Source organism: Pseudomonas sp. FBCC-B35 (genome assembly GCF_059133755.1).
Window position 1 is genome coordinate 3,777,583 of record NZ_CP101439.1, and the last position, 23,341, is coordinate 3,800,923.

At 61.5% G+C, this 23,341-nt stretch carries 19 protein-coding genes; 16 read left to right on the top strand and 3 right to left on the bottom strand.

What is annotated here, in order from left to right:
* Positions 1-376 precede the first annotated feature (376 nt).
* The 7 genes from arcD (at position 377) to gltS (ending at position 8,545) form a co-directional block, all read left to right on the top strand.
* Positions 377-1,804, top strand: coding sequence for an arginine-ornithine antiporter (gene arcD, locus NMB38_RS17180; RefSeq protein ID WP_028687066.1), 1,428 nt, complete (start codon positions 377-379; stop codon positions 1,802-1,804).
* Positions 1,805-1,835: 31 nt separating this feature from the next.
* Positions 1,836-3,089, top strand: coding sequence for an arginine deiminase (arcA, locus tag NMB38_RS17185; RefSeq protein WP_027913773.1), 1,254 nt, complete (start codon positions 1,836-1,838; stop codon positions 3,087-3,089).
* A 66-nt stretch (positions 3,090-3,155) separates the two neighbouring features.
* A complete protein-coding gene (locus NMB38_RS17190) occupies positions 3,156-4,166 on the top strand; it encodes an ornithine carbamoyltransferase (protein ID WP_027913772.1) in 1,011 nt (336 codons plus the stop codon).
* 88 nt (positions 4,167-4,254) lie between these two features.
* Complete coding sequence (gene arcC, locus NMB38_RS17195; RefSeq protein ID WP_494354846.1) at positions 4,255-5,184, top strand: carbamate kinase; 930 nt, start codon at positions 4,255-4,257, stop codon at positions 5,182-5,184.
* A 47-nt stretch (positions 5,185-5,231) separates the two neighbouring features.
* Positions 5,232-5,600: a DUF5064 family protein gene (locus tag NMB38_RS17200; RefSeq protein WP_027913770.1), complete on the top strand. Its 369-nt coding sequence runs from the start codon at positions 5,232-5,234 to the stop codon at positions 5,598-5,600.
* A 71-nt stretch (positions 5,601-5,671) separates the two neighbouring features.
* A complete protein-coding gene (gene gcsR / locus NMB38_RS17205; protein ID WP_027913769.1) occupies positions 5,672-7,180 on the top strand; it encodes a transcriptional regulator GcsR in 1,509 nt (502 codons plus the stop codon).
* Positions 7,181-7,345: 165 nt separating this feature from the next.
* Positions 7,346-8,545, top strand: coding sequence for a sodium/glutamate symporter (gene gltS, locus NMB38_RS17210; protein WP_027913768.1), 1,200 nt, complete (start codon positions 7,346-7,348; stop codon positions 8,543-8,545).
* Positions 8,546-8,623: 78 nt separating this feature from the next.
* Here gltS and NMB38_RS17215 read toward each other — a convergent pair whose 3' ends face one another.
* Positions 8,624-8,878 carry a bacteriocin immunity protein gene (locus tag NMB38_RS17215; protein WP_132578325.1) on the bottom strand — a complete coding sequence of 85 codons (255 nt, stop codon included), beginning with the start codon at positions 8,876-8,878 and terminating at the stop codon, positions 8,624-8,626.
* Between the two features lie 813 nt (positions 8,879-9,691).
* On the opposite strand from NMB38_RS17215, the gene gcvH reads away from it, so the two are divergent.
* The 5 genes from gcvH to NMB38_RS17240 all read left to right on the top strand — a co-directional run bounded on the left by gcvH (position 9,692) and on the right by NMB38_RS17240 (position 15,293).
* Complete coding sequence (gcvH, locus tag NMB38_RS17220; protein WP_027913767.1) at positions 9,692-10,075, top strand: glycine cleavage system protein GcvH; 384 nt, start codon at positions 9,692-9,694, stop codon at positions 10,073-10,075.
* Positions 10,076-10,086: 11 nt separating this feature from the next.
* Entirely contained in the window at positions 10,087-12,942 is a 2,856-nt protein-coding gene (gcvP, locus tag NMB38_RS17225; RefSeq protein ID WP_027913766.1) for an aminomethyl-transferring glycine dehydrogenase, read from the top strand.
* A gap of 82 nt (positions 12,943-13,024) precedes the next feature.
* Entirely contained in the window at positions 13,025-14,146 is a 1,122-nt protein-coding gene (gene gcvT, locus NMB38_RS17230) for a glycine cleavage system aminomethyltransferase GcvT (RefSeq protein ID WP_027913765.1), read from the top strand.
* A gap of 356 nt (positions 14,147-14,502) precedes the next feature.
* Positions 14,503-14,715 (top strand): cold-shock protein, encoded by a 213-nt coding sequence (locus NMB38_RS17235; RefSeq protein ID WP_027913764.1) that lies wholly within the window; start codon positions 14,503-14,505, stop codon positions 14,713-14,715.
* Between the two features lie 89 nt (positions 14,716-14,804).
* The gene (locus tag NMB38_RS17240; RefSeq protein WP_028687061.1) at positions 14,805-15,293 is read left to right on the top strand and encodes an RDD family protein; all 489 of its coding nucleotides are present in this window, start codon (positions 14,805-14,807) and stop codon (positions 15,291-15,293) included.
* A gap of 94 nt (positions 15,294-15,387) precedes the next feature.
* Here NMB38_RS17240 and lptG read toward each other — a convergent pair whose 3' ends face one another.
* On the bottom strand, positions 15,388-16,449 hold the full coding sequence (gene lptG, locus NMB38_RS17245) for an LPS export ABC transporter permease LptG (protein WP_023533306.1): 1,062 nt from the start codon (positions 16,447-16,449) through the stop codon (positions 15,388-15,390).
* On the bottom strand, positions 16,442-17,557 hold the full coding sequence (gene lptF, locus NMB38_RS17250; RefSeq protein WP_023533424.1) for an LPS export ABC transporter permease LptF: 1,116 nt from the start codon (positions 17,555-17,557) through the stop codon (positions 16,442-16,444). The genes lptG and lptF overlap by 8 nt, the downstream gene beginning before the upstream one ends.
* 301 nt (positions 17,558-17,858) lie before the next feature.
* Between lptF and NMB38_RS17255 the strand changes: the two genes are divergently transcribed.
* From NMB38_RS17255 to NMB38_RS17270, 4 genes are all read left to right on the top strand, one after another.
* Positions 17,859-19,352 (top strand): leucyl aminopeptidase, encoded by a 1,494-nt coding sequence (locus NMB38_RS17255; RefSeq protein WP_028687060.1) that lies wholly within the window; start codon positions 17,859-17,861, stop codon positions 19,350-19,352.
* Positions 19,353-19,400: 48 nt separating this feature from the next.
* A complete protein-coding gene (locus tag NMB38_RS17260; RefSeq protein WP_088523082.1) occupies positions 19,401-19,829 on the top strand; it encodes a DNA polymerase III subunit chi in 429 nt (142 codons plus the stop codon).
* A gap of 5 nt (positions 19,830-19,834) precedes the next feature.
* On the top strand, positions 19,835-20,182 hold the full coding sequence (locus NMB38_RS17265; RefSeq protein WP_027913760.1) for a hypothetical protein: 348 nt from the start codon (positions 19,835-19,837) through the stop codon (positions 20,180-20,182).
* A 214-nt stretch (positions 20,183-20,396) separates the two neighbouring features.
* Entirely contained in the window at positions 20,397-23,243 is a 2,847-nt protein-coding gene (locus NMB38_RS17270; protein WP_132578321.1) for a valine--tRNA ligase, read from the top strand.
* The last annotated feature ends 98 nt before the right edge of the window (positions 23,244-23,341 follow it).

A 23,341-nucleotide genomic window follows, 5' to 3' on the forward strand; every position in this document is an offset into this window, starting at 1 on the left:
GTTTATAAAGGCTGGTGTCATTACAGCCGTACTTCCATTTAGCCACTAAGCCATTAACGTCTAAGCGTGCGGTGGTTAAGAACCCCGCAGTTGCCAACCGGTTCACACTATTCCGATAAAAGCATAAATACCCGTAAAAAATTTGCGCTCTGCCCAGAAGCGACTAGTTTCAACCTTCGCAGGCAAAGAGGGATGAAGATGAGCAATACATGGAGGTGCCAGCGTACAAGGCCTGCAGCCATGGCAGTCGGCAGTCTCCAGGAGTTCGGTGAGGTGATTCAACGGCCTTACCTTGCAATGCACTGATCCAAATCAGCGTGTGGCCACGGCGTCAGATTTAATCTGAGGCCAACTTTCTCCTGGCAGGAGTTGTTAAATGTCTGATTCTCCCGCAAAACTAAAACTCGGCGCATTAGTTGCGTTGGTCGTCGGCTCGATGATCGGTGGCGGTATATTTTCCCTGCCGCAGAACATGGCCGCCAGCGCCGGCGTGGGCGCGGTACTGATTGGCTGGGCGATCACCGCCGTGGGCATGCTGACCCTGGCTTTCGTATTCCAGACCCTGGCTAACCGCAAGCCTGACCTGGACGGTGGAGTCTATGCGTATGCCAAGGCAGGTTTCGGCGATTACATGGGCTTTTCTTCGGCCTGGGGCTACTGGATCAGTGCCTGGCTGGGGAACGTCGGCTATTTCGTGCTGTTGTTCAGCACCCTGGGCTATTTCTTCCCGGTGTTTGGCGAGGGCAACACGCCGGCCGCGATCATCGGCGCCTCGATCCTGCTGTGGGCCGTGCATTTTCTGGTGCTGCGTGGCATCCGTGAAGCGGCGTTCATCAACCTGGTCACCACGGTGGCCAAGGTGGTGCCGCTGGTGCTCTTTGCGCTGATTTGCCTGTTCGCCTTCCGGCTGGACATCTTCACCGCCGATATATGGGGCACCAGGACCCCTGAGCTAGGCGGTGTGATGAATCAGGTGCGCAACATGATGCTGGTGACGGTGTGGGTCTTCATCGGCATTGAAGGCGCGAGCATCTTCTCGTCACGTGCGGAAAAACGCTCCGATGTGGGCAAGGCCACCGTCATTGGCTTCATCACGGTGCTGTTGTTCCTGGTGCTGGTCAATGTGCTGTCGCTGGGCATCATGACCCAGCCTGAACTGGCAGGGCTGCAGAACCCCTCGATGGCGGCCGTGCTTGAGCATGTGGTCGGCCACTGGGGCGCCGTGCTGATCAGTGTCGGGCTGATCATTTCGCTGCTCGGTGCGCTGCTGTCATGGGTGCTGTTGTGCGCCGAGATCATGTTCGCCGCAGCCAAGGACCATACCATGCCCGCGTTCCTGCGCCGCGAGAACGCCAACCAGGTGCCTGCCAACGCCTTGTGGCTGACCAACGCCATGGTGCAGATCTTCCTGGTGATCACGCTGTTCTCCAACAGTACCTACCTGTCGCTGATCTACCTGGCTACCTCGATGATCCTGGTGCCCTACCTGTGGTCGGCGGCCTACGCCGTGTTGCTGGCGGTGCGCAGTGATACCTATCAACAGGCGCTGGCCGAACGCCGCAAGGACCTATTCATCGGCAGCATCGCCCTGCTCTATGCCATCTGGCTGCTGTATGCCGGCGGGGTGAAGTACCTGCTGCTCTCGGCGTTGCTGTACGCCCCTGGCGCCATCCTGTTTGCCAAGGCCAAGCGTGAGGTGGGCCAACCTGTCTTCACCCCCGTGGAAAAACTGATTTTCGCAGCCGTGGTCGTCGGTGCCCTGGTGGCAGCCTTCGGCCTGTACGACGGCTTCCTGACGCTGTGACCCCTCTTCGACTCAATGGAGGATTGAAACCATGTCCGCTGAAAAACAGAAATACGGTGTGCATTCAGAAGCCGGCAAGCTGCGCAAGGTCATGGTGTGCTCGCCGGGCCTTGCGCACAAGCGCCTGACCCCGAGCAACTGCGACGAGCTGTTGTTCGACGATGTGATCTGGGTGGACCAGGCCAAGCGTGACCACTTCGATTTCGTCACCAAGATGCGCGAGCGCGGTGTCGACGTGCTGGAGATGCACAACCTGCTGACCGATATCGTGCAGCAACCCGAAGCACTCAAGTGGATACTGGACCGCAAGATTACGCCCGACACCGTTGGGGTGGGCCTGACCAATGAAGTGCGCAGTTGGCTCGAAGGCATGGAGCCGCGCCATCTGGCCGAATTTTTGATCGGCGGTGTGGCCGGCCAGGATCTGCCGCAAAGTGAAGGTGCCGAAGTGGTCAGGATGTACAACGACTACCTGGGCCATTCCAGCTTCATCCTACCGCCGTTGCCCAACACCCAATTCACCCGCGACACCACCTGCTGGATCTACGGCGGCGTCACGCTCAACCCCATGTATTGGCCGGCGCGGCGCCAGGAAACACTGCTCACCACCGCCATCTACACGTTCCACCCGCAGTTCACAGGCGCCGACTTCCAGGTCTGGTACGGAGACCCGGACAAGGACCATGGCCAGTCCACCCTCGAAGGCGGTGATGTCATGCCCATCGGCAACGGCATCGTGCTGATCGGCATGGGCGAGCGGACCTCCCGCCAGGCCATCGGCCAGTTGGCGCAGAGCCTGTTCGCCAAGGGCGCCGTGCATAAAGTCATCGTCGCCGGCTTGCCCAAGTCCCGCGCCGCCATGCACCTGGATACCGTGTTCAGCTTCTGCGACCGCGACCTGGTTACGGTCTTCCCCGAAGTCGTCAACGAGATCGTGCCGTTCATCATCCAGCCCGACGAAAGCCGGCCCTATGGCATGGACGTCCGCCGCGAGCACAAGTCGTTCATCGAGGTGGTGGGCGAACAATTGGGCGTGCGCCTGCGGGTGGTCGAAACCGGCGGCAACAGCTTCGCCGCCGAACGCGAGCAATGGGACGACGGCAACAACGTCGTGGCGCTGGAGCCAGGCGTGGTCATCGGCTACGACCGCAACACCTACACCAACACTTTGCTGCGCAAGGCCGGGGTCGAAGTGATCACCATCAGTGCTGGCGAACTGGGCCGTGGTCGCGGCGGTGGCCACTGCATGACCTGCCCTATCGTTCGCGACCCCATCGATTACTGACGTCCATCACCCAGGCCGTCCCTACCCGGCGGCGGCCCGGCGTTCACCACACCCAGGAGAAAAGTCATGGCGTTCAACATCCACAACCGCAACCTGCTCAGCCTGGAACACCACAGCACCCGTGAGCTGCGTTACCTGCTGGACCTGTCCCGCGACCTCAAGCGGGCCAAGTACACCGGCACCGAGCAGCAGCACCTCAAGGGCAACAACATTGCGCTGATCTTTGAAAAAACCTCCACGCGTACCCGTTGTGCGTTCGAAGTGGCCGCGTACGATCAAGGCGCCAACGTCACCTACATCGACCCGAATTCCTCGCAAATCGGCCACAAGGAAAGCATGAAGGACACCGCACGCGTACTCGGGCGCATGTACGACGCCATCGAGTACCGCGGTTTCAAGCAGGAAATCGTCGAGGAACTGGCCAAGTATGCCGGCGTGCCGGTGTTCAATGGCCTGACCGATGAATACCACCCGACCCAGATGATTGCCGACGTGCTGACCATGCGCGAGCACAGCGACAAACCGCTGCATGACATCAGCTACGCCTACCTGGGCGATGCGCGCAACAACATGGGCAACTCGCTGCTGTTGATCGGCGCCAAGCTGGGCATGGACGTGCGCATCGCCGCGCCCAAGGACCTGTGGCCCCACGATGACCTGGTGCAACGTTGCAAGCAGTACGCCGAGGAAAGTGGTGCCCGCATCACCCTCACCGAAGATGCCAAGGCGGCAGTCAAGGGCGTGGACTTCATTCATACCGACGTGTGGGTATCGATGGGTGAACCCATCGAAGCCTGGGGCGAACGTATCAAGCTGCTCAAGCCCTACCAGGTCAACGCCGAGCTGATGAAAGCCAGCGGCAACCCCAGGACCAAGTTCATGCACTGCCTGCCGGCGTTTCACAACTGTGAGACCAAGGTCGGCAAGCAGATCGCCGAGCAGTACCCGGACCTCACCAACGGCATCGAAGTGACCGACGACGTGTTCGAGTCCCCGGCCTGCATTGCGTTCGAGCAAGCGGAGAACCGCATGCACACGATCAAGGCGATCCTGGTGTCGACACTGGCCGACCTGTAGATCGCCACCTGCCCAGGCGTTGCGGCTGTTAGCGTGCCGCAATAGCCGTCGGGCAGCGGCTCAAGACTTTCGATAAAGGACATTCTTCATGCGTATCGTTGTTGCACTAGGCGGCAATGCCCTGCTGCGCCGTGGCGAGCCCATGACCGCGGAAAACCAGCGCGCCAACATCCGTACCGCCGCCGAGCAGATTGCCAAGATCCACCCAGGCAACGAGTTGGTGATCGCTCATGGCAACGGCCCGCAAGTGGGCCTGCTGGCATTGCAGGGGCTGTCGTACAAGCCGGACGAGGCCTACCCATTGGACGTGCTGGGCGCCGAAACCGAGGGCATGATCGGCTACATGATCGAGCAGGAACTGGGCAACCTGCTGGACTTCGACGTGCCGTTCGCCACCCTGCTGACCCAGGTCGAAGTGGACGCCCAGGACCCTGCGTTCAAGGACCCGAGCAAGTTCATTGGCCCGGTCTACAGCAAGGATGAAGCCCAGCGCCTGGCCGCTGAAAAAGGCTGGGTGGTCAAGCCTGACGGCGACAAGTACCGCCGCGTGGTGGCAAGCCCCAGACCCAAGCGCATCTTCGAAATCCGCCCCATCAAGTGGCTGCTCGAAAAGGGCAGCATCGTGATCTGCGCCGGCGGCGGCGGCATCCCGACTCTCTATGATGAACACCGTAACCTCAAAGGGATCGAGGCGGTGATCGACAAGGACCTGTGCTCTGCACTGCTGGCCGAACAGCTCGAGGCCGACCTGTTGGTCATTGCCACCGACGTGGAGGCGGCGTACATCGACTTTGGCAAGCCAACCCAACGCGCCATCGCCCAGGCCCACCCTGACGAGCTGGACAGGCTGGGTTTCGCGGCAGGCTCGATGGGGCCCAAGGTGCAGGCGGCCTGCGACTTCGCCCGGCACACGGGCAAGGTGGCGGTGATCAGCTCGCTGGCCAACATCGAGCGCATCGTGAGCCGTACCGCCGGCACGCGGGTTTCGACCGCTGCCCCCGGGATCAGCTACCGTTGACACAGTCGGCGGGCCATGTGCCCGCCCAACCTCGTACAGGAGAGCCCATGGCCAAATATGAACCCGGTCACGTCCACATCGAGCGCACTGCGCTCAACAGCAGTGACCACAGCTATGACCTCAAGGTGGACTACGAGGCCTTCACCGACCCCCGTGAAGGCAGGGGCATTCAGTTCCGCATGCAGGGCAGCATCGAGGGCAAGCCGGTCGACGAGGTTTTCTTTCTGCCCAAGGACCAGGTGCTGCCTAGCTTTCTGATGCAACTGAGTCGCCGCGCCCAGGCCTACCTGGCCCCACCGAAGAAGTTCGAGAGCCTGGCTTCACCTCACAGGATCTACGACTGGATGTTCGAAGACATTCGCGCCAAGCTGGACGTGAAGTCCGGTGACCCCATCAAGCCTGAACATCTGGAGTAGGGCGCGACCCGTCACGAGCAGGATCAGCTTGAGGCATACTAGCGCCCTACCCGGCCATTTCGTATTGCCCCATGCGTATCCACGTCAGCTTCATCGACCGCGTCGGCATCACTCAGGAAGTCCTGGCGCTGCTCGGTGCGCGCAACCTCAACCTCGATGCCGTGGAAATGGTGCCGCCGAACGTCTACATCGACGCGCCTACCCTCAGCCCCGCCGTACTGGAAGAGCTGCATGACGCCTTGTTCGAGGTGCAGGGCGTGGAGGCGGTGGAGGTGGTCGATATCCTGCCGGGGCAACGCCGTCACCTGCAGCTCGATGCGCTGCTGGCCGCCATGAGCGACCCCGTACTGGCGGTTGACAGGGCCGGCAAGGTGCTGCTGGCGAACCCAGCGCTGGTGGCGTTGTGTGGTCGGGAGTCGGCCGGGCGCTGCGTAGGCGAGTTGTTTGGCGACCCGGGCCTGCTGCAAGTATTGCTCGACAGCAACTTTCACCTGCCCATGCGCGAAATGCAGCTCAATGGCCAGAGCCTGCTGCTCGATGCCATGCCAATCACCCATACCGGCGGCTTGCTGACGCTCTACCCGCCTACGCGGTTGGGCGAACGGCTATCGGCCCTGCGCCATGACCATGCCGAGGGCTTCGACGCTCTGCTGGGCGAATCACCTGCCATCCGCACCCTGAAGGCTCGAGCCCTGCGCGTGGCCACCCTGGATGCACCGCTGCTGGTGCATGGCGAAACCGGCACCGGCAAGGAACTGGTGGCCCGCGCATGCCACGCGATCAGCAGCCGTCATGCGGCCCCCTTTCTGGCTCTGAACTGCGCCGCATTGCCTGAGAGCCTCGCCGAGAGCGAACTGTTCGGTTATGCACCAGGCGCCTTCACCGGCGCCCAGCGCGGCGGCAAGCCAGGGCTGATGGAGCTGGCCAACCAGGGCACGGTGTTTCTCGATGAAATCGGCGAGATGTCCCCCTACCTGCAAGCCAAGCTGCTGCGTTTTCTCAGCGACGGCAGCTTCCGCCGGGTGGGGGGCGACCGGGAAGTGAAGGTCAACGTGCGTATCATCAGCGCGACCCACCGTAACCTGGAGCAGATGGTGGCCGAGGGCACGTTCCGCGAAGACCTGTTCTACCGCCTCAACGTGTTGAACCTGCAGGTCCCACCCCTGCGTGACCGCGGCCAGGACATCCTGATGCTTGCGCACTTCTTCATGCAGCAGGCCTGCACACAGATCCAGCGGCCTGCCTGCAGGCTCACCCCCGCCACTCACAGCGCCATGCTGGCTAACCCTTGGCCGGGCAATGTGCGGCAATTGCAGAACGTGATCTTTCGCGCCGCCGCCATTTGCGAAAGCAACCTGGTGGACATCGGCGACCTGGACATCGCCGGCACGTCTGTCAGTCGCACCCATGAAGGTGATGTGGCCAGCCTGGAGCAGGCTGTGGGTGATTTCGAGCGTGAACTGTTGCAACGGCTGTACACCAGTTACCCCTCGACCCGATTGCTGGCGGCCCGGCTGCACACCTCACATACCGCCATTGCCCAACGCCTGCGCAAATACGGCATTCCGGGGAAAACCTGAAGTTGTCGGCAAATGCTGCTGTTTTAGTAGACTTTTCCTAGGCGTTCCCCGGATACGTCCTTCCTCATGCCTCGTAGAATGGCGCCAGTGCAATCCCTGCCTGTCACCCCGCAAGACCACCCCAGAGTGGTCAGCGGTCCGTTATGGATTCAACGAGAGTACCTGATGTTCGAACTCGATTTTTACGGCACGCTGGTGGCCGCTTCCCTGGTGCTGCTGCTAGGTCGCGGCCTGGTCGCACGCATAGGTTTTCTGCGTGCCTACAACATTCCTGAACCGGTCGCCGGCGGCTTGGTGGTCGCGATTGCCCTGTTGGTGCTGCGCACCTTCGATGTGCAAGTTCACTTCGACACCTCCCTGCAAACACCTTTGATGCTGGCGTTCTTCGCTACCATCGGCCTGAACGCCGATTTCGCCAGCCTGAAAAAAGGTGGGCGCGCGGTGGTGCTGTTCCTGGCGGTGGTGACCAGCCTGCTGGTGGTACAGAACGCCCTGGGCATCGGTCTGGCCACGGCGCTGGGGTTGGACCCGCTGATGGGCCTGCTGGCCGGTTCGATCACCCTGTCAGGAGGCCATGGCACCGGTGCTGCGTGGGGCGCCACCTTCACCGAAAAATTCGGCCTGGCCTCGGCCTCGGAACTGGCACTGGCCTCCGCCACATTTGGATTGGTACTGGGGGGTTTGATTGGTGGCCCCGTGGCCCGCTTGCTGATCAAGCGGGTCGCTAGCCCTGGTCGCGCCGACAGCACGCCTCAGTTGCCTTCTGGCTTCGAGCAGCCGGAGAAAGAACGCCTGATCACCTCGATTTCCGTGATCGAGACGCTTGCCCTGATTGCAGTGAGCCTGTTGACCGGCACCGTTTTGAATGAGCTGCTCAAGGGTACTGCCTTCGAACTGCCAAACTTCGTCTGCGTATTGTTCGTGGGCGTGCTGCTGCGCAATGGCCTGTCAGCCTTCGGCTTTTACCAGGTGTTCGAGCGGGAAGTGTCGGTACTGGGCAATGTGAGCCTGTCGTTGTTTTTGGCCATTGCGTTGATGTCGTTGAAACTGTGGGACCTGGCTGCACTGGCACTGCCGTTCTTCGTGCTGCTGGCGGCGCAGACGCTGCTGATGGCACTGTTCGCCATCTTCATCACCTTCCGAGTGATGGGCCGCACCTACGACGCGGCTGTCCTATCCGCCGGCCATTGCGGCTTCGGGTTGGGGGCAACGCCGACGGCAATCGCCAACATGCAAGCGGTAACCCAGCGGTTCGGGCCTTCGCACGTGGCATTTCTGGTGGTGCCGATGGTGGGGGCGTTCTTCATTGACTTGATCAATGTGGTGGTGATCAAGGTGTATTTGGCATTGCCGTTTTTTCAGTAAGCAGGCCATGATGGCGTTGCTGAACCGCTAAGGTTAAGACTCCCGCATGATGAGCTGCGGGAGTCGTCTGTTCTGGATTCAAGATGGCTTGAACCCTGGAAGTCCCTGCTCAGCCCGCCACCGTTTCACTTCATCAACCACCGCTTGAGGGGAGGATTGAATCCCGACCCTGTGGGGGCGATAAATTAAGTTTGACGTTGCAGGATGCTGCACCAAGCGTTCAAACTCAAGTATGCCGCGAGTGTGCTCCCTGTCATTAGGAAAGTACTGAGGGTCACTGTGATATAAGGCATACACCCATTGGAAAAATTCTCGCTCAGTAAAATCAGTCATTTCTTTAGGCGTGGGTCTATTTTCCGCTTGCGCAAGACTTGCCTGTGACCTGCTGTAGCTTGCCTTTCATTCCAGGCATGCTCTGAGGGCCTGTGAATAGCATACCGCCTATAAAGCCAAGGTCACTCAGGCATCTTTGAAACCGGGCAACCCCTGCTCTTTGCGCCACCTTTATCACAGCACCGACGACGGATCGTGTTCAATCGTTTATCCCTACTGCACTTGAGTGAAATATTAAATCAGATCCTTGTGGGCGTTCTGAAAGCACCTCAAACTTCATGACCCCTGTGGGTGCGAACGATCCCAAGGATAAAGGACCGGATCTGCATGATAGAAACCGCAGACAAAATTCATGATTTTTCAGTCAGGCGAGATGGTTTATTCTGCATGACCCACTATTCCTGATAGATCAAATACATATTTCAATAAACTTCACCAGCAGATTATTAATATCATAAACATTTTTGCTTCAGAGGCACTGGCTTTACGGTATTTCCCATTCCTTGTTTGATTCCCCGATGCACGGTTGCTTATTCAAAACAGTGGAACACGCGTCGCCGTATCGAATTTAATACACCGTATCTGAATCGCTACACCTCCAACTCCAAGGTGGGGCGAGAGATTAACGGCGTCGTGTAGCAAAACCAACGTTTTATCGTATCGATTTCGTTACGCCGCCTTACTCGATCTTCAGCGAGCTGGCACTCCCTCCCTGCATCCACAGGGCCCAGAGCTAGTTGGCCACGTTATTGCTTACTGAAAACCCACCAGAGCGCGAACCTAATCGCGCCACCCGGTCCACGAGGATTTTTCATGAGCGAGTTGCGTTTCACCGACGACCACGAATGGCTGCGTGTAGAAGCTGATGGCAGCGTCACCGTAGGTATCACTGCCTACGCCCAGCATGCACTGGGGGATGTGGTGTTCGTGCAGCTGCCGGAGCTGCAGCACTATGACAAAGGCAGCGAAGCGTCCACCGTAGAGTCGGTCAAGGCTGCTAGCGGGGTGTACATGCCGCTGTCCGGCGAGGTGATCGAGGTCAACGCCCAACTCGAAGAGCGCCCCGAGCTGGTCAACGAGGACCCGCTGGGCGAAGGCTGGTTCTTCCGCATCAAGCCTGCCGACGCCAGCGCTGTGAGCGCCCTGCTCGACCAGGAGGCCTATGACCGCCTGCTCAACGCCAACGACGACGCCTGAGGAATCACGCCATGACCATCAACCTCGGCACTGCCAATGAGTTCATTGCCCGCCACATCGGGCCACGCAGCGAAGACGAGCAGGCCATGCTCGCCACCCTGGGCTTCGACTCGCTGGAGGCCATGACCGACGCCGTCATCCCCGCCAGCATCAAGGGCACCAGCGTGCTGGGCACGGACGATGGGCACAGCGAAGCGGATGCGCTCGCCGCCCTGAAGGCCATCGCCGGCAAGAACCAACTGTTCAAAAGTTACATAGGCCAGGGTTACTACAACACCCACACGCCCGCGCCCATCCTGCGCAATCTGCTGGAGAACCCGGCGTGGTACACCGCGTACACGCCCTACCAGCCAGAAATTTCCCAGGGCCGGCTGGAAGCTCTGCTCAATTTCCAGACCCTGATCAGCGACCTCACAGGGTTACCGATCGCCAATGCGTCGCTGCTCGATGAGGCAACGGCCGCTGCCGAGGCCATGACGTTCTGCAAGCGCCTGTCGAAGAACAAGGCCAGCAACCGCTTCTTTGCCTCAATGCATTGCCACCCCCAGACCCTCGATGTACTGCGTACCCGCGCTGAACCTCTGGGCATCGAAGTCGTGATAGGCGACGAGCAGACGCTCGACGATGCCAGCCCGTTCTTCGGCGCCTTGCTGCAATACCCCGCCAGCACCGGTGGTATCTTCGATTACCGGGAGGTGGTGCAACGGTTCCACCACGCCAATGCGCTGGTGGCCGTGGCGGCGGACCTGTTGGCCTTGACCCTGTTGACCCCGCCTGGCGAGTTCGAGGCCGATGTGGCCATTGGCAGCGCCCAGCGCTTTGGCGTGCCCCTGGGCTTCGGCGGGCCTCATGCGGCCTACTTCGCTACCCGCGATGCCTTCAAGCGCGACATGCCAGGGCGCCTGGTGGGCGTGTCGATAGACCGCTTCGGCAAGACGGCACTGCGCTTGGCCATGCAGACACGTGAGCAGCACATTCGCCGCGAAAAGGCCACCAGCAACATCTGCACCGCCCAGGTGCTGCTTGCCAACATTGCCAGCATGTTCGCCGTCTATCACGGCCCTGAAGGTCTCACGCGCATTGCCCAACGTACCCATAGCCTGACCGCCATCCTGGCCCAGGGCTTGCGTGCAATGGCTGTGACGGTGGTGGGCGACACGGCATTCGACACCCTGACCCTGGCCACTGGCGATGCCACCCTCGGCCTGCACGAAAAAGCCCGTGCACAAGGCATCAACCTGCGTCAGGTCGATGCCGGCCATGTGGGCGTATCGCTGGACGAAACCACCACTCCGGCGGATGTGCAGGCGCTGTGGCAGCTGCTTGGCGATGGTCAAACGCAACCTGACTTCCAGGCGCTGGCCGCCAGCAGCGGTACGCTGCTGCCCGAGGCCTTGTTGCGCCGCTCGACGTTCCTGGAACACCCCGTGTTCAACCGCTATCACAGCGAAACGGAGTTGATGCGTTACCTGCGCAAGCTGGCCGACAAGGACTTGGCCCTGGACCGCAGCATGATCCCGCTGGGCTCGTGCACCATGAAACTCAACGCTGCCAGTGAAATGATCCCGGTCACCTGGGCAGAATTCGGCAACCTGCACCCCTTCGCCCCGGCGCAGCAGAGCCAGGGCTACCTGCAATTGACGTCGGAGTTGGAGGCCATGCTCTGCGCAGCCACGGGCTACGATGCCGTATCGCTGCAACCTAACGCCGGTTCTCAGGGCGAGTACGCGGGCCTGCTGGCGATCCGCGCCTATCACCGCAGCCGCAACGAGGGGCATCGCGACATCTGCCTGATCCCTTCTTCAGCCCACGGCACTAACCCGGCAACGGCCAACATGGCCGGCATGCAGGTGGTGGTCACGGCCTGCGACGCGCGCGGCAACGTCGACGTTGCCGACCTGCGTGCCAAGGCCATCGAGCACCGTGAACGCCTGGCAGCGCTGATGATCACCTACCCGTCCACCCACGGGGTGTTCGAGGAGGCGATAGGCGAGATTTGCGCCATCATCCACGACAACGGCGGCCAGGTTTACATCGACGGTGCCAACATGAACGCCATGGTCGGTCTGTGCGCACCGGGCAAATTCGGGGGCGATGTGTCGCACCTGAACCTGCACAAGACCTTCTGCATTCCCCATGGCGGCGGTGGTCCGGGCGTTGGGCCGATCGGTGTGAAATCGCACCTGGCGCCCTTCCTCCCGGGCCATGCTGCCCTGGGCACTGCCGAAGGCGTGGTATGCGCCGCACCCTTCGGCAGCGCCAGCATCCTGCCGATCACCTGGATGTACATTCGCATGATGGGCGGCGCAGGGCTCAAACGGGCTTCGCAGATGGCCATCCTCAATGCCAACTACATCGCCCGCCGCCTGGAGGAGCACTACCCGGTGCTGTACACCGGCGGCAATGGCCTGGTCGCCCACGAATGCATCCTGGACCTGCGCCCGCTCAAGGACAGCAGTGGCATCAGCGTCGACGACGTGGCCAAGCGGTTGATCGACTACGGCTTCCATGCCCCGACCATGTCGTTCCCGGTGGCAGGCACGCTGATGATTGAGCCGACCGAAAGCGAATCCCGAGAAGAACTGGACAGGTTCTGCGCGGCCATGATCCAGATCCGCGAGGAAATCCGCGCGGTAGAGGACGGCACGCTGGACAAGGATGACAACCCGCTCAAGAACGCGCCGCACACCGCAGCGGAACTGGTGGGCGAATGGGCTCATGGTTACTCCCGCGAGCAAGCGGTCTACCCGCTGCCTGGCCTGGTGGAAAGCAAGTACTGGCCGCCTGTGAGCCGGGTCGACAACGTCTTCGGCGACCGCAACCTGGTCTGTGCCTGCCCCTCGATCGAAAGCTACCAGGACGCCTGACAGCGCCGGATCGTGAGTGTGTCATTCGCCTGGCGGTCAATGTCCCCGGACATTGACCGAAAACCCATGCAAGGAGTCATCGATGTCCGAAACACTGCTCAAAACCCCACTGCATGCCCTGCACCTGGAACTGGGCGCGCGCATGGTGCCCTTCGCGGGCTACGACATGCCGGTGCAGTACCCTCTGGGTGTGCTTAAAGAGCACCTGCACACCCGTGAACAGGCCGGGTTGTTCGACGTCTCGCACATGGGGCAGATACTGCTCAAGGGTAGCGACGCTGCCAGGGCGCTGGAAACGCTGGTGCCGGTCGATATCATCGACCTGCCCGTTGGCATGCAGCGCTACGCCATGTTCACCAACGAACACGGCGGCATCCTCGACGACCTGATGGTCGCCAACCTGGGTGACGACACGCTGCTGCTGGTGGTGAACGCCGCCTGCAAGGATCAGGACCTGGCGCACTTGCAGCGGCATATCAGCCAACGTTGCGAGGTCCAGCCACTGTTCGATCAACGTGCTCTGCTCGCCTTGCAAGGGCCGGCAGCGGCCAAGGTCCTGCAGCGTCTGGCGCATGAAGTGGCGGACATGACGTTCATGCAGGTGCGACCTGTCACGTTGCTGGGCCACCTGTGCTGGGTCAGTCGGTCGGGCTACACCGGGGAGGATGGTTATGAAATCTCCGTGCCGGTGGCAGGTGCCGAGACGCTCGCCAGAGCGCTGCTCAAGCAGCCAGAGGTCCAGCCGATCGGGCTGGGGGCCCGTGACTCGTTGCGTCTGGAAGCCGGCCTGTGCCTGTATGGCCATGACATGAACGCCGACACTTCACCCGTGCAGGCGAACTTGTTGTGGGCAATGTCCAAGTCGCGCCGGGCCGATGGTGCGCGTGCTGGGGGCTTTCCGGGCGCACAGGCCATCTTCGATCAGCAACGTGAGGGTGTGAAACGCAAGCGGGTCGGTTTGCTGCCCCAGGAACGCACGCCTGTACGCGAAGGCGCCGAGATTGTCGATGCAGAAGGCACCTCGGTTGGCACCATCTGCAGTGGCGGCTTTGGACCCACACTCAGTGCCCCTGTGGCGATGGGTTATGTGGACACCGAACAGTCCGCACTGGACACGCTTCTATATGCACTCGTGCGTGGAAAGAAGGTGGCCTTGAAAGTCAGTAAAACCCCATTCGTTGCGCCCCGTTACTATCGCGGTTGAGGCAGACTCATCAGCGGCGTGGCAACGTTCGGCATCTTCGTTTGCGAACGTTGCCCGCGCCACTGCGAACATGGCGCCAGGCCAGGCACCATGCACTGTTCGGCGGTTTGGCCGCTGGTTGTAAAACAGTCACTTTCCACCCGCTGGAAGGCTTGTTTTTCGCTCGGCAGTTGGCGTAGAGTCAACGCACTGTGTTTGCATGGGTCGCAACAGTTCGTGACCTGGGCCAGTAGCCGCAATCTGCTACAACCCGTTCGACGTCTCTTACTTTCCTGCAACCCAGCCCAGTACTCTTTTGCTTGTTTGAAAGCGAAAGAAACTGTCATCCAAACCTAAGTTTCATAGGAAATAAGATTATGTCTACCCGTCAGAACGGTATCGTCAAGTGGTTCAATGACGAAAAAGGCTACGGCTTCATCACCCCAGAAAGCGGTGCTGATCTGTTCGTGCACTTCCGCGCCATCGAAGGCAACGGCTTCAAAAGCCTGAAAGAAGGCCAGAAGGTCACTTTCGAAGCCGTTCAAGGCCAAAAAGGTATGCAAGCTGACAAGGTACAGGTTGCTGAATAAGCCTTGTCACCTTCCAAAAAGCCCCTGCTCAGTGCAGGGGCTTTTTTTTGCCCGTAGAATGGCGCCTTTGCATGATGGAGCTGTTCTGCATGTCCAAGCCTGTGCTGCTTCCCCAAGGTGATTTCCCTCCGGTCGGCCTGGGCAGGCGCCTGGCCGCGGTGTTCTATGACTTTTTACTGTGTACGGCCCTGCTGATCGTCACTGCGGGCCTCTACAAGATGGTCCAGATGGCGATCATCGGCCAACAGCGTATGCGCGAACTTACCGAAGCAGGCGCGCTCGACGGCGACCCTTTGCTGTCCACGGTGCTGCTGTTCGTGCTGTTCGGTTTCTTCGCCAAGTTCTGGACCCATGGCGGGCAGACGCTGGGCATGCAGGTCTGGGGCGTGCGTGTGCAGAACGCCGATGGCTCGCCCATCACGCTCTGGCAGGCACTGTTGCGGTTCGTCGTTTCCATTGCCTCGTGGCTGTGCCTGGGACTGGGTTTTTTCTGGGCCCTGATCGACAAGCGCAAACGCAGCTGGCATGACATCTACTCCGAGAGCCAACTGGTTCGAGTCCCCAAGCCGAAGAAATGAGCGCTCTACTCAAGCGGCAGCGGCCATGAAACACAAGGGGCCGCAATAGCGGCCCCCAGGGTCAAGCACGCAGCCATGGGGCTGCGCAGCAGGCTTATCCAGCGCGGCGCAACAACCACAAGCCTGCCACGGCACAGATGCCGGCTGGCAGCACCACCGCAAGCAACGGCGGGAAGCCGAACACCTGGCTGGATGGACCCAGCAGGTCCTGAGCGATACGGAACACGAAGCCCACCAGCACGCCGGTGAAGACACGCTGACCAAGCGTCACCGAGCGCAGCGGGCCGAAGATGAACGAAATGGCCATGAGTACCAGGGCTGCCGTGATGGCCGGTTGCAGGACCTTGGTCCAGAACGCCAGCCAGTAGCGGGCATTGTTCAACCCTTGGTCGGACAGGTAGTGGATGTAGTCCCACAGGCCGGTGATCGACAGCGATTCAGGCGCCAGCACCACCGTGTTGAGCAACTGCGGCGTGACCGACACATCCCACTGTTCTTCAGGGTTTTGCACGACTTCGGTACGGTCACCATGGAACAGCGTGGTGCGCACATCGGTCAGCAGCCAGTGATCGTTTTCGTAACGCGCCCGGCGCGCGAAGCTGGAGCTGATGATCTTGCGCTGGTCGTCGAACCGGTAGCGGGTCACACCCAGCAGAAGGCCGTTGGGCTGCACGGAGTTGATGTGCACGAACTCCTCGCCCTGCCGGTGCCACATGCCGCGCTTGGAGCTTTGCGCTTCACCGCCACCCTGGGCGAGGGAGCGATCGGCCTGGGCTTTGTTTTCGGTAACCGGTGCCACGTACTCGCCGATCAGGAGGCCAACCAGCATCAGCACCAGCATTGGTTTCATCACCGCCCAGACGATGCGACCGATCGACACCCCAGCAGCGCGCATGATGGTCAGCTCGCTGCTGCTGGCCAGCGTACCCAGGCCGATCAGGCAGCCGATGAGCGCGGCCATCGGCAGCATGTCGTACAGGCGCCGCGGTGCGGTGAGCAGCACGTACTTGCCTGCTTCGAGCACCGTGTAGGTATCGCTCAGGTCGCCCATTTCGTCGATGAAGGCGAACAGCGAGGCCAGCCCCAGGATGATGCCCAGGACAGCCAGAATAGCCACCAGCACGCTTTGGCCGATATAACGATCGAGCTTAGCCACGGGCCACCTCCGCACGACGGGCTGCGCGCTTGAGGCGAAGAGGTTCCCAGTACATCAGGCCCAGGCCGATGAGCAGGAACAGCCCATGCACCCACCACATGCCAAGGGCGATGGGCAGCTTGCCCTTCTCGAGTGCACCGCGCACGGAAATCAGCATTGTCAGGTACGCCATGTACAGGAGGATGGCTGGCAGCAGCTTGAGGAAACGCCCCTGCCGAGGATTGGCCCGTGACAGCGGCACGGCGAGCAGGGTCACGATGAACACCAGGATCGGCAGTGACAGACGCCATTGCAACTCGGCGCGTTCACGCAGGTCCGTAGCGCCGAATAGTTGGGTAGTGGGAATGGCCTCCCGCTCGGTGACCTCCTCGCTGACTTCAGGCTTGGGCAACAACACGCCATAGGTGTCGTACTTGATGGCGCGGTAGTCGGCCTGGCCTGGGTTGCCGTCGTAGCGGTAGCCGTTTTCGAGCACCAGATAACGGTTGCCATCGGCCTGGATTTCCTGGTGCCCGCGCTCGGCCACCAGCACCGACGGGGCGCGGTCCTTGGTCTTGTCCTGGTTGAAGCGTTTTTCGGAGATGAACACGCCGCCCAGGTTTACCCGGTCATCTGAAAGCTGCTCGGTGTAGGTCACCCGCGAACCATCGCGCAGGGTCTGGAAGCGGCCCGGCACCAGGGTGTCGAATTCGGTCAGGGCATCCTGCTGGCTGATGATCTTCTGCACCTGGGCCACGCCCAGGGGTGCAAGGCTCAGGCTCAGCCAGGCCACCAGCAGGGCCACCAGCGCTGCAGGCGCCATGGTCATGGCCAGCAAGCGCTGCTGGCTCATGCCGGTGGCCGACAGCACGGTCATTTCGCTTTCCAGGTACAGCCGGCCATAGGCCAGCAGAATACCCAGGAACAACCCCAGCGGCAGGATCAGTTGCAGGAAGCCCGGCAGGCGGAACCCCATGATCAGGAACAGTACGCCAGGGTCGAGCACCCCCTGTGCAGCCTGGGCCAGGTATTTGATGAAGCGCCCGCTCATGATGATCACCAGCAGCACGGCGCTGACGGCGCTCAAGGTCACCAGGACCTCGCGGGAAAGATAACGAAAGACGATCAAACCAGACACTCCTGGGTTGTCAGCACGGACTGCCAATCGATGGCACCAGACGATGACTTAGTACATCCAAGGCCAATGCTGGTTCGCCCAAGGCGAACCTCCATATAAAGTGCGCGCATTATCCTGTGATTGACCGCGCCTGTCACTTGGCCGCGCATCGCACAGCACGCCGGGGTTGTCAGCACGCCGGCCGCAGGCTCAAACTGGCAGCTTTTCCACTGGCCTGCCACTGCGCAGCCAGTCGCGTTCCAAGCGCCGGCCAGCACGGCGCCACACGTATCGATCATTCGGGGACCCTGAGATGGAACTGGTTGTAAAAAGCGTAGCCGCTGCATCGCTCAAGACCGCAACGCTGGTCATCCCAGTCGGTGAAAAACGTGCCTTGGGCACCGTGGCCCAGGCCGTGGACCTGGCAAGCGAGGGCGCCATCAGTGCGGCGCTCAAGCGTGGCGACCTGGTGGGCAAGCCTGGCCAGACGCTGCTGCTGCACGCCGTTGCAGGCCTGAAGGCCGAGCGTGTGCTGCTGGTGGGTAGCGGCAAGGACGAGGCACTGGGTGATCGCACCTGGCGCAAGCTGGTGGCCAGCGTTGCCGGCGTGCTCAAGGGCCTCAACGGTGCCGACGCCGTTCTGGCACTCGATGACATTGCGCTGAGCAACCGCGATGCAGGCTATGGCAAATATCGCCTGCTGGCCGAAACCCTGCTCGACGGCGAGTACGTGTTCGATCGTTTCAAAAGCCAGAAAGCCGAGCCTCGTGCGCTGAAAAAAGTCACCCTGCTCACCACCAAGCTCGGCCAGGCCGACGTGGAGCGCGCCGTGCGCCACGCCAATGCCATCGCCACTGGCATGGCCTATACCCGTGACCTGGGCAACCTGCCGCCCAACCTGTGCCATCCAAGCTACCTGGCCGAGCAGGCCAAGGAGCTGGGCAAGGCGCACAAAGGCCTGAAAGTCGACGTGCTGGACGAGAAGAAGATCAAGGACCTGGGCATGGGCGCGTTCTACGCCGTCGGCCAGGGCAGCGATCAACCTCCGCGCCTGATCGTGCTCAACTACCAAGGCGCCAAGAAAGGCGACAAGCCTTTCGTGCTGGTGGGCAAGGGCATCACCTTCGACACTGGCGGCATCAGCCTAAAGCCCGGTGCCGGCATGGACGAGATGAAATACGACATGTGCGGCGCAGCCAGCGTGTTCGGCACCCTGCGTGCGGTGCTGGAACTGCAGCTGCCCATCAATCTGGTGTGCTTGCTCGCCTGTGCCGAGAACATGCCCAGCGGCGGCGCCACTCGCCCCGGTGACATCGTGACCACCATGAGCGGCCAGACCGTTGAGATTCTCAACACCGACGCCGAAGGTCGCCTGGTACTGTGCGATACCCTCACCTACGCCGAGCGCTTCAAACCCCAGGCGGTGATCGATATCGCCACGCTTACCGGCGCCTGCATCGTCGCCCTGGGCAGCCACACCAGCGGTCTGATGGGCAACAACGACGCGCTGGTCAGCCAACTGCTCGAGGCGGGCAAGCGTGCCGATGACCGCGCCTGGCAATTGCCGCTGTTCGACGAATACCAGGAACAACTGGACAGCCCGTTCGCCGACATGGGCAACATCGGCGGCCCGAAAGCCGGCACCATCACCGCCGGTTGCTTCCTGTCGCGATTCGCCAAGGCCTATGACTGGGCGCACCTGGATATCGCCGGTACCGCCTGGATCAGCGGCGGCAAGGACAAGGGTGCCTCCGGTCGCCCGGTGCCCTTGCTGACCCAGTACCTGCTGGACCGCGCTGGCGCCTGACGGCAACCGCCGGCAGTGCCTCGGGCATTGCCGGCTGACGGAACCCACATGAGCAAAGTCGACTTCTACATACTGCCTACCGATTCGCTGGAGGCGCGCCTGGATTTCGCCTGCAAGCTGTGCGACAAAGCCTGGCGGCTCGGCCATCGCGTCTACCTGCACTGCCAGGATGAGGATCAGCGTGCCGCTTTGGACACGCGTTTATGGGCATTCAGGGGCGAAGCCTTCGTGCCCCATGACATGGCCGAAGATCACGCCGATGCGAGCGTGGCGCTTGGCGTCGGTGATCACGCCCAGGGGCACCAGGACTTGTTGATCAACCTGGGCGCCGATGTTCCCGGCTTTGTCAGCCAGTTCGAGCGGGTTGCCGAGATCGTGGTTGAAGAGGCAGCGATCCGCCAATCGGCGCGTGAGCGATTCCGTTTCTACCGTGAACAAGGCTATGCTCTGCAAGACCACCGCTTACAGCGATTTTGATGACGATGGACAAGCACGCTCCCCTGCCCGGCTCTACCCACCTGCTCGACGATCTTGAGTCGATTCGCCAATTGCTTGGCGATGCCGACCTGCAACCGCCTTTGCTCACCGACACGGTGGAGCAGGTGCCTGCACGCGTTGACGCCGCTGCCGATCCGGCTGCCAGCGACACCGCCCAGGACGACCCGCAGGCACGTCGCCAGGACACCCTGCTGCACCTTGAAAGCGAACTGCGCGCTGCAGCGCAGATGATCATGCAGGATGTGATCAACGACTTTACCCCGCACATCGAAAACGAGATCAAGCGTCGCCTCGATGCGCGCATCGAGCGGTTGATCAAGCGTTCGGAGTGAAGGGGCTACCGGGCACCTGCTCTTCACCCGCCTGCAAGCTACTGCTCCTTCTGGCGAAGCTGTAACGTTCTGCTGCGGCGCAGGACGCTTGCCGTCACGCGGCTGTCTTTCCCCGCACCGGGCAAACCCGCCCAGCAGCCGCTTGTCGCCTGCGCCCTCCGGCTTGGTTATACTTCCCGGCTTTCCCGAATAAATGCACAGGGTCCCGCCGCGCATGGATAAGACCTACCAGCCGCACGCCATCGAAACTTCCTGGTACAACACCTGGGAAGCCGAAAACTATTTCGCCCCACAAGGTGCAGGCGAGTCCTACACCATCATGATTCCGCCGCCGAACGTGACCGGCAGCCTGCACATGGGCCATGGTTTCAACAACGCGATCATGGATGCCCTGATCCGCTTCCGCCGCATGCAGGGTCGCGACACCCTCTGGCAGCCTGGTACCGACCACGCGGGCATCGCCACGCAGATGCTGGTCGAGCGCCAGCTTGAAGCCAAGGGCCTGAACCGTCATGACCTGGGCCGCGAACAGTTCCTGGAAAAAATCTGGGAGTGGAAAGACCAGTCGGGCGGCAACATCAGCCGGCAGATTCGTCGGCTCGGCTCCTCCGTGGACTGGAGCCGCGAGCGCTTCACCATGGACGATGGCCTGTCCGAAGCGGTCAAGGAAGCGTTCGTGCGCCTGCATGAAGACGGCCTGATCTACCGGGGCAAGCGCCTGGTCAACTGGGATACCAAGCTGCACACCGCCATTTCCGATCTGGAAGTCGAGAGCCACGACGAGAAAGGTCACCTGTGGAACCTGCGCTACCCGCTGGCCGACGGTGCCACCTCCGCCGAGGGGCTGGATTACCTCGTGGTCGCCACCACGCGTCCGGAAACCCTGCTGGGTGACGCTGCCGTCGCGGTCAACCCCACCGACGAACGCTACCAGGCCCTGATCGGCAAGTTCGTCGAGTTGCCGCTGGTTGGCCGTCGCATCCCTATCGTTGCCGATGACTACTGCGACCCTGAGTTCGGCACCGGTTGCGTCAAGATCACCCCGGCCCACGACTTCAACGACTATGAAGTCGGCAAGCGTCATAACCTGCCGCTGCTGAACATTTTCGACAAGAATGCCGTGGTGCTGCCAGCAGCCCAGGCATTCAACCTCGATGGTTCGCTCAATGACCAGGTAGACACCGCCCTGCCGTCCCAGTACGCCGGCCTCGATCGCTTCGTTGCACGTAAGCAGATCGTTGCCGACCTGGAGGCTCAGGGCCTGCTGGTCGGCATCGACGACCATGCCTTGAAAGTGCCCAAGGGCGACCGCTCGGGCACCATCATCGAACCGTGGCTGACCGACCAGTGGTACGTTTCCACCAAGCCGCTGGCCGAGCCTGCCATCGCTGCGGTCGAGGATGGCCGTATCCAGTTCGTGCCCAAGCAGTACGAGAACATGTACTTCTCCTGGATGCGCGACATTCAGGATTGGTGCATCAGCCGGCAGCTGTGGTGGGGCCATCGCATCCCGGCCTGGTACGACGAGGCGGGCCGGGTCTATGTCGGGCGCAACGAGGAGGAAGTGCGCAGCAAGCACGGCCTCGGCGCGGACGTGAACCTGCGCCAGGATGACGACGTGCTCGACACCTGGTTCAGCTCGGGCCTGTGGACCTTCTCAACCCTGGGCTGGCCGGAGCAAACGGAGTTCCTCAAGAAATTCCACTCCACCGATGTGCTGGTCACCGGCTTCGACATCATCTTCTTCTGGGTTGCGCGCATGATCATGTTGACCATGCACCTGATCAAGAACGAGGACGGCACGCCCCAGGTTCCGTTCAAGACCGTGTACGTGCACGGCCTGGTGCGTGACGGCCAGGGCCAGAAGATGTCCAAGTCCAAGGGCAACGTGCTGGACCCACTGGACATCGTCGACGGCATCACCCTCGATGCCCTGCTGGAGAAACGCACCAGCGGCATGATGCAGCCCAAGCTGGCCGAGAAGATCGCCAAGCAGACCAAGGCCGAGTTCCCCGAGGGTATCGCCAGCTACGGTACCGACGCCCTGCGTTTCACGTTCTGCTCCTTGGCCTCGACCGGTCGCGACATCAAGTTCGACATGGGCCGCGTCGAAGGCTATCGCAACTTCTGCAACAAGATCTGGAACGCCGCCCGCTACGTGCTGGACAAGGGTGAGGACTGTGGGCAGAACGGCGAGGCCTACGAGCTGTCGCTGGCCGACCGCTGGATCATCTCGCAGCTGCAGCGCACCGAAGCTGAAGTGACCCGTCAGCTCGAACAGTTCCGCTTCGACCTGGCCAGCCAGGCGCTGTACGAATTCATCTGGAACCAGTACTGCGACTGGTACCTTGAGCTTTCCAAGCCAGTGTTGTGGGATGAGCAGGCCCCTGTGGAACGCGCCCGTGGCACGCGCCGCACCCTGGTTCGCGTGCTGGAGGTGGCACTGCGCCTGGCCCACCCGTTCATGCCGTTCATCACCGAGGAAATCTGGCAGCGCATTGCACCGTTGGCCGGCGTCGAAGGCAAGACCATCATGCTGCAGCCCTGGCCTCAGGCCAATGACGCCCGCATCGACGTGGCCGCCGAAGGCGACATCGAGTGGCTCAAGGAGCTGATGGTCGGCTTGCGCAACATTCGCGCTGAAATGAACATCGGCCCTGGCAAACCCCTGCCGCTGTTCCTGAAGAACGCCAGCGCCGACGACCAGCGCCGCCTGCAGGAAAACGAAGCCTTGCTCAAGAAATTGGCCAAGGTCGAATCGTTCACCGTGCTGGGCGACAACGACGAGGCGCCATTGTCCGCCACGGCGCTGGTGGGTGACCTTCAGGTGCTGGTACCGATGGCCGGGCTGATCGACAAAAATGCCGAACTGGCTCGCCTGAACAAGGAAATCCAGCGCCTGCAAGGCGAAGTGGCGCGCGTGGGCGGCAAGCTGTCCAACGCCGCGTTCGTCGACAAGGCACCGCCTGCCGTCATCGAGAAGGAGCGCGCCAAGCTGGCCGAGTCCGAGCAGGCGTTGGCGAACTTCACCGAGCAGCATGCGCGGATTGCAGCGCTGTAACCTGACCGTGCAGTGCTGACTGACGAGGGCTCAGCCCTCGTTCGCGGCCAGCCCCGGGGCAACCGGGCCGGCCGCGACCGGGCCGTCCAACGGTCTGG